Raw genomic sequence first — 11,479 nt, 5'->3', positions numbered from 1 at the left:
TATATATACCATCATTGAATCGAGAAATTACCTCTCCATCTTCTCTATTTTCAAAAAAATTAATAGGCAATTTTGTTACCTTATTAAAATAAACATTTGACATCTCTTTATCAACTTTGTAAGACAATTTTATTATCAAATATGATCTTACAAAATCGAAGATGCACCTTATTAAGACCATACTTATGAATATTAAAGTGATTGTGATTAAAGATTCTCTTAAGCTTCTTGGGATAATTAGATCAACTAGAAACTTTATATAAAACGACCCTGCTACAGCAAGAGCCACAACGAACAAGGAGGTCAATAAAATCACAAAAACAATTAATTTATTTCTAAAAAGTATGTCCTTAAAAAAGTAAGAATGTTTTTTTTGATCTTTTTCTTTATCAGGAATTGAATCATTGTCAATTTCTAAAATAAAGTTTGTGAATTTGCTCTCAAAATCCTCTTTTTTTATTTTAGTTATTTTGTCTTTATCAGGATCACTAACAATCAAATAGTTATTTCTGATTTCGTATATTGTTACGTAATGTCCATATTCCTCCCCGTCTAACAAAGCTATACAAGGGAGCTTTATTTGTTTTAGGGCTTCGAATGTCTTATTTTCTTGCAATTCAAGTGGCCTAGTTTTAATCCCCATCTTCTTAAAAATAATAATTAAGTCTCTTAAACTATAGCCTTCCTTATCCCCAATTAGGTCTAGTAAGAAATCAATCCCATAGTTAAGGTTATGAAACTTTAAAACTGACGAGATACAAGCTAGTCCACAATCATGACTATTAAACTGTTTAGTATGAACATATTTCTGTTTCTTTTTCTTATTCAATTTCGATCCCCGCTTTAAATATGAGGGAATATTTAAAATATTCCCTCTATAAATGTTTTATCTGCAGAATTGACGATAGTTTTGGCAAGCAACAGCTCCGCCACCACAACCAATTGTACCGCCACTAGCACATTGTAACCACAACGCAGCACACTGAGCTTTTCCTAATCCACTACCTTTTTGGTTTTCGAGTTCTTCTAGTTTAACTTCTTTAAATAGTTTTTCCATTTGTAAAACCTCCCCATTTGTTTGTAATCCGGATTACATTTTTTAATATAAAGGAAGATTAATCTAAATTCAACCATATTTTTTTATTTTTTTTTGAAAATTATAAGATAACTTGTTCATAAATCTCAGGAAAAAACCTCTATTACCTATCGATAAACAGAATTGGTTGTAATATACTAAACAAAATTGATCATAATGGATTTATTTTGAATTAATAATGATAAAAATTTAATTAAATTTTTAATAATACTAGATATAAAAAAGTACCTTCTATCGTAAGAAGGTACTTTTCTTATATTCAAACACTAACCTTTTTATACTTTTGAATAAATTGATGAGCTCCATTTAAAAAAACTAGAAAACGCTTATTTGTAGTTTCAATAACAATTCTATCTGGTTGAGCATATGGCATACCAATTTTATAATCGATATTATCTGCCACTCCATACTTGTCTGACTCTTTAATACTAACTATTTGATTAATTGGAATTTCTGTTTTAGATAAACCAAATTTTAAAACTAAGCATTTTTCATCAAAACTATAACGTGTATTTAGGAAAACAGTAAAAATAAAGAAAAGTGCTAATAAAATGATTATCATAACTACATATTCCATATAATCACTCTTTCTTATGTTTTTATATAATTTTACCATGTTTTTTAACTTTTTAAAACAAAAAAACTTTAAGAGATGTGTTATATAAGTTTAAATTTATCTTAACTTTTATGTCCCCCAGTAAGTCCAGCTCTATGAAGCGCTGTACCTGCAGGTGTATAAGAAACTGCTCTCAGAATTGCTTTTGATCCAAATTTGCTTCTAATCCCATCCATGACAAACCCGAGTTTCCTTCTCTTTTCATTATCCACTTCAAATAAACTCAACTGCTGATTAACATCATCCTCAATATTTGATAACGTAACTGAGATACTTCTCACTGTTTTGCCTGAGTAAAACTTATTAAAGAGCATCAAGCAATACTTATAAATGTCCATTGTAATATTTGTGGGAAGATCAATTGTTTTAGAACGGTGAAATCCACCGCCAAGCTCATCTTTACTGTAACCAATTCCCAAGCTGATTGTTCGACCAACTTTATTATGTGTACGTGCCCTTCTTGCGACTTCTTCGCAAATCTCCAGAAGAACAGCCTTAATCTCTTCTCTCCTTGTGTAATCCCTCAGTAAAATCTGACTTTTACCAAAACTAATCTGCCCCTGCATTAACGGAGCACCTATTTCCGATAAATCGATTCCATGAGCATGATAATACAACTGGTTTCCCATTATTCCTAACTTCTTTTCAAGCAATTCTAAGGGATACTTGGCTAACTGGCCTACAGTCGATATCCCCATTCGGTTCAGGTTTCTTTCCATCCTCCCTCCTATTCCCCACATTTTAGACAACGGGTGAACCTTCCAGAGTTTATTTGGCACATCTTCATATCTCCAACGTGCAATACCACACTTTGTTTTCTTACTCTCCAGGTCAAGTGCAAGCTTACTAAGCAACATATTGTCACCAATTCCAACTGTGCACATCAAACCAAATTCTCTCCACATGCTGCTTTGGATTGCTTTGGCCATTTCTTCAGGATTTTCTTTTCCTGCATCTAAAAAAGATTCATCAATTGAATACGTATGCACACATTTTTCAGGAACAAATCTGTAAAACAGCTTTGTAATCTCAGTTGAAACTCTGATGAAAAGCTTCATTTGTGGATTTACAATGTGTATTCTTGGATCTTCAGGTATCTCAAAAAGTCTCGATCCTGTTTTGATTCCAAAATCTTTTTTAAGTGCAGGAGATGCAGCTAACACTACACTTCCCTGTCTCTCCGTATTCCCTACAACAGCAAGATAACATGTTAAAGGATTAAGTCCCATTGTTACAGCCGATACAGAAGCATAAAAGGATTTCATATCGACACAAAGTATATTCTTACGTGGAAATTGTGAGTAATCAATCATTGTATGTAACTCCTATGATGTTATTCATGTTGATATAAATTGTATTGTCATTCTGGTCTTTTACATGAAGCCTGTGTTGTTCAAAATTAATGTAATGGACTCTGCCAGTGACATTTTCAACGAATCCATTGTTAAAGAGTTTGAATTTCAACTCTTTATTAAATTCAAGTGCCTCAGAGACGAGAAGATCCATTTCTTCAATTTGTTGGTCATCTAAGGATGGTTTTTCAATTTTTGATACATCAATCAAATCTTGTTTAAGTTGTGTTAAGTGTTCTGGAAGCATCATTGATGTCCACTTGATTGTTCCTCGATCCCTAAGCATATCGACTCACTCCTTTATTGATCTAATATTAACAGAACAAATGTTCTTTATTCAACATAAACAAGAACAAAAGTTCGATGTAAATGTTGGTAATAAAATATAAAGGTCAATAATGATATACGTAGTATTAATAAAGGAGAGATTCTTATCGACGAGGGAGAGTGAGATGGTGAATGAAGAAGAGGTTAATTGGATTTTTGATTTTAGTTCCTGTTTTGATTATATCGGGTATTACTTTAATCGAATCAAACAAAAAAGCACCTGAAGAAGTTTTAGAAAGTGCTTGGGATGAATTTGGTTTATTTAGTTTTCAAATTGGAATAACAGATCCGGCAATTACAATTGGCATGGATAAAACCAAAAGTGAAACAAAGCTCCGTGAATATTTAGAACATAATCTGTCAAGAGAAGCAAAGGAAAAATATAAGATCTATATATTTAAAGATGATATTGAAAAGTTGGAGAAAGAACATCGAGAGTATCTGAAAGCAAATAACTCTAATAAATAAAAACGCCCAGCACTTTTACTAAGCTGGGCTATATCTCAAATTCAAATTGAATTTTTATAAGCATTAATTGCTTCGTTTCGCAACAACATATTATTTTTGTTAACCATGCCTAAGTTGTAAGCTTTTTTGATAATATCTAATACCTGTGAATCTAATGCAGAGAGATTACCTCCCGGATTAAATCTTGATTTCCAATAATCTAAAGACTTATTTAGTTCAAGTGAGCTTTTTTTGTTCTCGGGTTTAACTACTTCATTTTTCTCAAGTTTTTCACAAAATTCACTAAAACCAATGGATCTACTAGGAGCTGAGTTATTTCCTCCGTATCCTTCTGTAGCTAAGCTGCAAAATGCTAAGAACTTTGGATCTTTAGTTACATCATAATTAGAAGTGCTAATCACCTGGTTCACTCTCTTTCAAAATCAATTTTTTGGCTGTAAACAAAAGTGGTGCCTGAGCTTAATGCTTTAATCTGTATAGAGTTATCTTGAAGTGCGTCCATTGGAATCTCAAAATATTTATCCCAGCCTATAACCACCTTATTCTGACCAAGAATGGCATCGGATTTGTACATCCTAGCTGTACCATCATATAACAAATTTTTCCCATCTTTACCCGTGATAACTGTTAACTTTGTATACCCCATAAAACGAGCCCTAACGTGAAGTTTATTACCTTTTAAAACACTTGGAGCTTTGGTTTGGTTAAAGTTAATGTAATCCCAAGCAAAGTCGTTTCCATCTGATGTTATCCCTGTAATTTGCAGATAATAAAGTGGTGTTGCTTCTGCTGCTTTGGCTTTCGATGAATCAGTGAAAGCGAAAACTATTACTGCTAGAAGAGCAAGCAGCACATACGTAATTCTCTTCTTCATTTCCTAAATCCTCCTTGGTACAAGTTTACATGTTAAATATCGTCATTTAAAGGGCATTGTTTAATATTTGAAATAAAAAAAAGAACCTGCATTTATCAAGTTCTTTTCATATTGTCAATTTATTGTGAATTTTTAACGACAAGGACATTTATGTATAGTATAATATTTCCTGTACATAAAGTTTGCTCACTCAAGGGAGTCTTGCTCATCCCCTATGAAAGGGGGTGGGAAAATGACTGTTTACGAATCATTAATGATAATGATCAATTTTGGCGGGTTGATATTAAATACCGTCTTGTTGATCTTCAATATAATGATGATTGTAACGTCAAGTCAAAAGAAAAAATAGACCTCCCTTGAGACTGGAAACCTTAAAGGGTTAGGTCTATCTAAGTTTATTTCTGCATCAGAGCAAGCCCTTTGATGGGCAGCTTTTTGTACATAGCCGGGGTGTTGGTAGCACCTTGGCCTTTTTTATTTTATGCACTCTAATTAAACAAATGCATCAAATAATTATATAATTGTATCATTACCCTAATTATAACCATATAAAAATGGTATTTGCAATACTATTGCTTTATGGATAAAACCATTATTTTATTTAGATTGAGGATGCTTGTTTCTGCACCATCTCATACAATTGCAATACTTTTGCCTAGAGGAGCGTTTTAAAAAAATAAAGACTAGTTGTCCTTCCCAAAGAGCAACTTTCCAAAATCATTGTCCAAAATCTCAATTTCAACATCGCTAACATTATCATCAGTTTCAATTGGTTCATCAACTAAACTTAAGATAAACTCCTCAAACGAATTGGCAATCAGGAAAAAGTCTTTATCTGGTTGACTTAATTCATGATCCCAAAACAGTATCTTTTCATTATCGATATCCATGCATATCTCATTCCCACCTGCAGAGCTTGCAATAGGAATAATATTTCTAGGAAAGCGATCAGAATATGTATCGATCGCTTTCAGAAGACTATTGTGATCGTTCGCTAAACCATAAAAACCCTCTAACAATTGTGTATCATCGTCCTTCCCCATCCAAGGGTCTTTCTCTATAGGTTTATAACAAACGTCATACTCAATCTCATCTGTTGTTTTTTTACTTTCTAAATAACATCCTCCATATTCCTTCAAAAAATCCTTATAATCCGAAGGCAATTGATTACCTATATTCATTTCAATCTCTTTGAGTTTTTCATTTGTATTAATGCAAGGATCTGTTTCAGTATCTACCGTAAACTCTTTCAACTTTTGTTCGATCTTAGTGAAGCTCATTTTAATACCCTCCTCTTAGGTCAGATGCTCCTCCAATATGAGGTATTTTGTTATTAATTACACTAGGTACCAGTTGAATTGTGGTACTATCCAAATGGTGTGGGGTAAGCCCCTGTTGCGAGAGCCATTTTTTTGCCTGTGCTTGAGACTTAAAACCTTTGATCTCTTTAATTTTCTTATATACAAGCCTAAAATCCTTTTTAGTTCCGTTTAACTCTCCAGGTTTAAATTTAATGTTGGCAACAGTCCATGGAGTAAAATCAGGACGCCCATCTTTAAAAGTAATCGGTTCGCCTTTTGTCGCGGCGTTTACTTCAGGTATATCGGAATACCATTGCCCATCACCTGGTTTACCGATCCATTTCCCCCTAGTCCTTGGCAATACTGAACGTGGGTTTGCTGAAGCAGCTAATTGCAATAGCCTATTTTTTAAACTTTCTCCGTTTACTACATTGTATGGCACGCCCCCTGCCATAGCAAGGTCGTACTTAGGATTATAAGGCAGCAAATCTGGAATTTTGACGTCCTTAATTTTCTTTCCTGCCTGACTTGCTTTGTTTATTACTTTGCCCGCTGCATCTGCCTTGTTAATGGCTCCTGCACCTTTTGTTCCAAAAACCGCTACAGCCACTGAACCAACAGCATAGGTTACCCACCTTGATCTAGAATAGGCATCCCCATTCACCATATCTTTTTGATATGACTCTTCTATTGCTGCTGAAATAGCGTCATAGGTTTTCACTGGATGAATAACTGCATTCCCCAGTGCTGAGAGTGTTTCTCCTGGATCGGTGATGAAGTCCCATATGCCGGTTACAGTGTCTTTTCCTACATCATATAAGCCTACTCCTACACCTTTTACGATATCCCAGGTAATTTCTCCTGCTCCTTCTAGCTGCTTCGCTTGTTCAATTTGCACTGCAAGCTGTGCTTGAGCTGGCTCCAGATTCTCGTATCCTACTTTCTTAGCAATCTCTAAATATTCATCAGGATCGGAAACATCGTCATTGAGTTTCTTTTTCAACTCTTTAATTTCTCGTTCTTTTTCTTCTTCTTTCTTCACGCTTAAGTAAGCTTCAGAATGCTTCTCAATATCGCCTTTTTTCTTATGTATATCACTTTCTCTGTACGCTTTAGCGTTATAGTGAATAGGAGTGGCGTTCTTCCCTTTGCCTGTTGATTCCTGCAGCTTTTTAAAGTCTTGCTGAATAAATTGTTCGTTTGGTTCTGTTTCAGCGTATTCTGTTTTTAAATCCTCATCAAGCTTGTTTAGCTTATCAATTGTTTTTTCACGTTTGTCATCTGCAGAAGAAAGTTTATCTTTGAAATCTTCTGTTGAGAATATTTCAAGAGGAAGAATGTCATTGATGTCGTTCAGAATGTCTTTCATCGCTTTCTTTTGTTCAGACATAATGGATTTTGATTTTGTATAGGCGTTAGCCAACTCATGTTCTAAAAAAGACTCTTCTATGTAAGCATCAGACATCTTAGCATCTTCAAGTTTCGCAGAAATACTGCTTAAGAAAGCAATTTTCATGTCAATTAAATCAATCCATTGGTCTGTTACGCCGACATGATCATGATAAAATGCTTTGATGTTGTCTGCACCCTTACCGGAAAACTCGCTGTCATCCAGGTCAGCTACAGCTTTAAACGTTTTTTTGAGCTTCACCATTTGCGACCTTAGTTCCTTGTACTCTTTGGCTCTTTTATCCGCTTCAGAGAGCAGTGAATCAGCTTCAAATACCTTCATTTCATTCTCCTTTCCTTTTTTAACTAAATCTTACCATAAACAAATTTAGAACTTCCAACAAGAACCGAGACTTTAAGACTAAATTAACAAAAGATTATATACACCTTTCATTTAAGTTATTTATAACAAAACCAAATTTCTCGATAATTAATAATTTTCTCCAATTGAATAGCACAAATATTGTATGATATATATGTATGTTCATAAAATAAACTCAAGGAGATAAGAATATGAAGCTTAATTTGCCGCAAGAAACGATTAATGAAATCCTAGATTTATTGAAAAAAAGAAATGCTGCTGAATATAAAACAGAAGCATTGTCTAAATACTATTTCACATACAGGGAAATTGAAAAAGGTGTTAATATTCTCGATCAGAAATTAAAGGTTCTCGAAATCGAAAGCCAATTTACAAAGGAATTAAAAATACAGGGAAAGAGCATGGGCTTTAAATTGGGTGCTATTATGCGTGATAAGGATACAGCTCCATCAATTGAACAAGGAAAACTTTTATACATTTACTTTTTCACAAACCATAAATACGATTTGAGCATTCCTGAAGATTTAATCAATGAAGAACACCACCATGAAGTAGAACTTAGAGGATTTGTCATTCCAGACTAATAAGTAAGGGGCTTTGTTAAGCCCCTATAGACTTTGTAAGAAATAAGATAACCATATTATACATCGTGCTATCGTGTTCTATAATAATTTTCTGCTGTATAGTATCGCCATTCCCAAAAAGTTGCCCCATTGGATTCTATATACCGATCTAGAAATATCTCAAAGTTTAAATTTAATGGTGTATACTCTCCTAATTGTAATATAAAAAGATAGTTGGGATCCCCCTTATCCAATTTATCTTTGTCGATCATCAAATGACAACCTTCTAATAAATGACCAATTGGGATGCCATTGATACCTTCAAATAAATCCTCATATTTTAGTTCCTCTTCAATCTCTTCAAGGCTAAATAAATAAAGTCCCCCACCTATATTCTCCCCATCAGAAAGAATCTGAAAAATTTTCGCACCATTATGTAGTGTCATGAACTTCTGATAATCCTTTGGAAGGGTGAGCTGGTGTTTAGCCTCAAAGCTTTGGATGTCATTCAGGGTTGCTTTGTCCTCTGAAAATGTAACAAGGAACTCCATGATATTTCCTTCAGAACAAAATAATTTAATGGCCCCTTTTTCATCTAAGAGACTTTTCAAACCGTTGACTGTCTTATGAACAAAATTAGTCAAATAAATCACCCCATATATAATTGCTTTTTATTATCACGAAACACATGGCAAATGATCTTTAATGTTTAAGAATTAACAATTTTACTCATAATTGAACCAGCATTAGTAGTGAACAAAATATAAGTGTTATTTGCTGTTTTAATCACTACCCTATCCGTAGAGCCATAAGGAAACCCAATCCTTACTGCATTTTTTTCCTCTCCCCCATAGTTTGGATCAAGGAATACATCGTTAATTTCTTTGATTGGAATTTCAATTTTTGATAGTTGCCAATTGATAATTAAGTTTTCATTTGATTTTTCAACTTTGATTCCAAGCATAAAAACATTCCCCTTTTGACTATGAATTCAGTGAAATTCTAACATGCGCCTGGAAATTTTAAAGAGAAATGCGATGATATTAAGGAAAAATTAAATTCACAATAATTGGATATAGGATTATAATTATTGATGGTTTACCGATATAAATAGAGAACAAACATTCTAAAAAGGGGAAATGAAGTTGAAGAAAGTATTATTAGGTTTTGCAGCATTCACTTTGAGCTTATCTTTGGCAGCCTGCAGCTCAAATGATTCTGAAAAAGTAAGCACAGAAAAAGAAACACCACAAGCGTCTACAGATGTAGAAAAGAAAACAGAACAAAAGGAATCTACTAAAGAAAAAACTGCTGATAAATCTAAGGAAAAAGACAAAAAGGAATTGGTCGATGTTACTCTAGATAGAGCTGTTGATGGTGACACAATTAAAGTTAGTTACAACGGCAATGTAGACACAGTGCGCTACTTGCTCATAGACACACCTGAGACGAAGAAACCAAATTCTTGTGTTCAACCGTACGGTGAAGATGCTTCTAAGCGAAATAAAGAATTGGTTAACAGTGGTAAGCTGCAGCTGGAATTTGACAAAGGCGATCGCAGAGATAAATACGGAAGACTCTTAGCTTATGTTTATGTGGATGGCAAATCTGTTCAGGAAACATTGCTAAAAGAAGGATTGGCCAGAGTAGCATATGTATATGAGCCAAATACGAAATACATAGACCGATTTAAGAAAGACGAGCAGGAAGCAAAATCGGAGAAGCTTTCAATTTGGAGTAAGAATGGGTATGTGACTGACCGAGGATTTGATGGCTGTGTGAAGGAGAAAACGACTGCTGTTAAAAAAGCAACAACATCTAAACCGGCAGCTAAACAGCCTACTACTCCAAAGGCATCAAGTGAAACTTCGACTACAACTGAAAAAGAAGCTTCTTCAGAGACAACTGGAGAAACAGAAACATTTAAAAATTGCACAGAGTTAAGAAAGAAATATCCGAATGGAGTGCCTAGTTCCCACCCTGCTTACCAATCTAAAATGGACAGGGATCATGACAACTATGCATGTGAACGCTAATTGAAAGCCCTTTGTGGCTTTCTTTTTATTTTTAGGGCTCTTTACACAAAAAGAGGCTATCCACAGATTAAAAAATTTTGGGACAACCTCTTTTTAACAATATCTAATCAATCATCTAATTTTTACTCAAAAAAAGCTTTTGAATAATTAACGATACCTTGCACATCTTCAAGAGAATTATCTGCTAATTCTAGAGCCATAAACACTTCATCAGGCACCTCAAATGGGGCTTTTATATTCCATAAGCTAGCTGGCTTAAAACCAAACCTTGGATAATAATCTTTATGTCCTAAAACAATTACTGAACGATAACCAAGCTCTATTGCGTTTTTTAACGCAGTACGAATTAATTTACTCCCAATTCCTTTTTTCTGATAATCAGGCGCAACAGAAACTGGAGCAAGTGCTAAAGAATCGACAGTGTTATCGCCATCTATGATTTTTATTTTAGATAAAAGGACATGGCCTACGATATCTTTATCTTGATTTAATGCGACCAATGAAAGTTCAGGAATGAATGCATCTGATTTTCTAATCCTATTTACAAGTAAATGCTCTTTCTTGTCACTATATTCTTCATTTAAAAAAGCTCTTTTAACAATTTCTTCAGTCGTATTATATTCATGTGTGAGTTCTTGTCTAATTAAGAATTCCATTCATAGTCTCCTGTTCTTTTAATTAATTACCATAAGCTTTTTCTTCATCCTATAAATGGCACTTCCTTAATGACCGAAACCATTAAGAACGTTTACTTACCCAGCTCAACACATAAGTTTAATAAACAGATTAGTATATACTTATTATATGAATTTGCATATTTGGGATCAACCTTAGTATGTTATTCCCTTACATTATTTGAGTTCATCTTTAAAATTTTCATCTTCATGATGGTCTTTATGCAAAAACAGCCTATAAATTAAAAGAACCAGAGAGCTATGTGAGGGAGCTCTCTGGCGTTATAGTGGTGGTAAACCCCTATGATACATATACAGGGTACCTTATATTTGGTATGCAATCAAGCCACTTTCAGATTTAAATAAAATGTGAATTTTATTTAGAGTTAGATACTATATAC

The 11,479-nt window shown here is 33.9% G+C and carries 15 protein-coding genes and 1 pseudogene; 4 read left to right on the top strand and 12 right to left on the bottom strand.

The annotated features are described in order from the left end of the window. The 5 genes and pseudogenes from sunT to BLL41_RS21900 all read right to left on the bottom strand — a co-directional run. Window positions 1-829: pseudogene (gene sunT, locus BLL41_RS21920) on the bottom strand (sublancin transporter SunT); the annotation flags it as partial. Between the two features lie 57 nt (window positions 830-886). After that, the gene (gene sunA, locus BLL41_RS21915; RefSeq protein WP_009967544.1) at window positions 887-1,057 is read right to left on the bottom strand and encodes a bacteriocin sublancin-168; all 171 of its coding nucleotides are present in this window, start codon (window positions 1,055-1,057) and stop codon (window positions 887-889) included. Window positions 1,058-1,355: 298 nt separating this feature from the next. Next, window positions 1,356-1,673, bottom strand: coding sequence for a sublancin immunity protein SunI (sunI, locus tag BLL41_RS21910; protein WP_060398793.1), 318 nt, complete (start codon window positions 1,671-1,673; stop codon window positions 1,356-1,358). 101 nt (window positions 1,674-1,774) lie between these two features. Then, window positions 1,775-3,025: a Y-family DNA polymerase gene (locus tag BLL41_RS21905; protein WP_071579413.1), complete on the bottom strand. Its 1,251-nt coding sequence runs from the start codon at window positions 3,023-3,025 to the stop codon at window positions 1,775-1,777. Next, the gene (locus BLL41_RS21900) at window positions 3,018-3,350 is read right to left on the bottom strand and encodes a YolD-like family protein (RefSeq protein ID WP_071579412.1); all 333 of its coding nucleotides are present in this window, start codon (window positions 3,348-3,350) and stop codon (window positions 3,018-3,020) included. The genes BLL41_RS21905 and BLL41_RS21900 overlap by 8 nt, the downstream gene beginning before the upstream one ends. Window positions 3,351-3,523: 173 nt before the next feature. Here BLL41_RS21900 and BLL41_RS21895 point away from each other — a divergent pair, with 173 nt between their 5' ends. Further along, on the top strand, window positions 3,524-3,859 hold the full coding sequence (locus BLL41_RS21895; RefSeq protein ID WP_071579411.1) for a YolC/YozM family protein: 336 nt from the start codon (window positions 3,524-3,526) through the stop codon (window positions 3,857-3,859). Window positions 3,860-3,900: 41 nt separating this feature from the next. On the opposite strand, the gene BLL41_RS21890 is transcribed toward BLL41_RS21895, so the two are convergent. Together BLL41_RS21890 and BLL41_RS21885 are read right to left on the bottom strand one after the other, a co-directional pair. Beyond that, a complete protein-coding gene (locus BLL41_RS21890) occupies window positions 3,901-4,260 on the bottom strand; it encodes a hypothetical protein (RefSeq protein WP_071579410.1) in 360 nt (119 codons plus the stop codon). A 5-nt stretch (window positions 4,261-4,265) separates the two neighbouring features. Continuing rightward, on the bottom strand, window positions 4,266-4,733 hold the full coding sequence (locus BLL41_RS21885) for a DUF4879 domain-containing protein (protein ID WP_071579409.1): 468 nt from the start codon (window positions 4,731-4,733) through the stop codon (window positions 4,266-4,268). A gap of 232 nt (window positions 4,734-4,965) precedes the next feature. On the opposite strand from BLL41_RS21885, the gene bsrG reads away from it, so the two are divergent. Continuing rightward, entirely contained in the window at window positions 4,966-5,082 is a 117-nt protein-coding gene (gene bsrG, locus BLL41_RS22765; protein ID WP_009967548.1) for a type I toxin-antitoxin system toxin BsrG, read from the top strand. Window positions 5,083-5,416: 334 nt separating this feature from the next. Here the strand turns inward: bsrG and BLL41_RS21875 are convergent, their stop codons facing one another. Both BLL41_RS21875 and BLL41_RS21870 read right to left on the bottom strand, forming a co-directional pair. Beyond that, entirely contained in the window at window positions 5,417-6,013 is a 597-nt protein-coding gene (locus BLL41_RS21875; protein WP_071579408.1) for an SMI1/KNR4 family protein, read from the bottom strand. A 1-nt stretch (window position 6,014) separates the two neighbouring features. Next, window positions 6,015-7,766 (bottom strand): T7SS effector LXG polymorphic toxin, encoded by a 1,752-nt coding sequence (locus BLL41_RS21870; RefSeq protein WP_071579407.1) that lies wholly within the window; start codon window positions 7,764-7,766, stop codon window positions 6,015-6,017. A gap of 230 nt (window positions 7,767-7,996) precedes the next feature. Here BLL41_RS21870 and BLL41_RS21865 point away from each other — a divergent pair, with 230 nt between their 5' ends. Then, complete coding sequence (locus BLL41_RS21865; protein ID WP_071579406.1) at window positions 7,997-8,389, top strand: hypothetical protein; 393 nt, start codon at window positions 7,997-7,999, stop codon at window positions 8,387-8,389. A 68-nt stretch (window positions 8,390-8,457) separates the two neighbouring features. Here BLL41_RS21865 and BLL41_RS21860 read toward each other — a convergent pair whose 3' ends face one another. After that, window positions 8,458-9,012, bottom strand: coding sequence for an SMI1/KNR4 family protein (locus BLL41_RS21860; protein ID WP_071579405.1), 555 nt, complete (start codon window positions 9,010-9,012; stop codon window positions 8,458-8,460). 65 nt (window positions 9,013-9,077) lie between these two features. Further along, window positions 9,078-9,332: a SunI/YnzG family protein gene (locus BLL41_RS21855; RefSeq protein WP_071579404.1), complete on the bottom strand. Its 255-nt coding sequence runs from the start codon at window positions 9,330-9,332 to the stop codon at window positions 9,078-9,080. 181 nt (window positions 9,333-9,513) lie between these two features. Between BLL41_RS21855 and yokF the strand changes: the two genes are divergently transcribed. Beyond that, window positions 9,514-10,404 carry an endonuclease YokF gene (yokF, locus tag BLL41_RS21850; protein ID WP_071579403.1) on the top strand — a complete coding sequence of 297 codons (891 nt, stop codon included), beginning with the start codon at window positions 9,514-9,516 and terminating at the stop codon, window positions 10,402-10,404. Window positions 10,405-10,526: 122 nt separating this feature from the next. Here the strand turns inward: yokF and BLL41_RS21845 are convergent, their stop codons facing one another. Next, on the bottom strand, window positions 10,527-11,060 hold the full coding sequence (locus BLL41_RS21845) for a GNAT family N-acetyltransferase (RefSeq protein ID WP_003230849.1): 534 nt from the start codon (window positions 11,058-11,060) through the stop codon (window positions 10,527-10,529). Between the last annotated feature and the right edge of the window lie 419 nt (window positions 11,061-11,479).

The organism is Bacillus sp. FMQ74 (assembly GCF_001875785.1).
Lineage (GTDB): Bacteria > Bacillota > Bacilli > Bacillales > Bacillaceae > Bacillus > Bacillus stercoris.
This window is presented reverse-complemented; position numbering and strand designations above follow the sequence as displayed.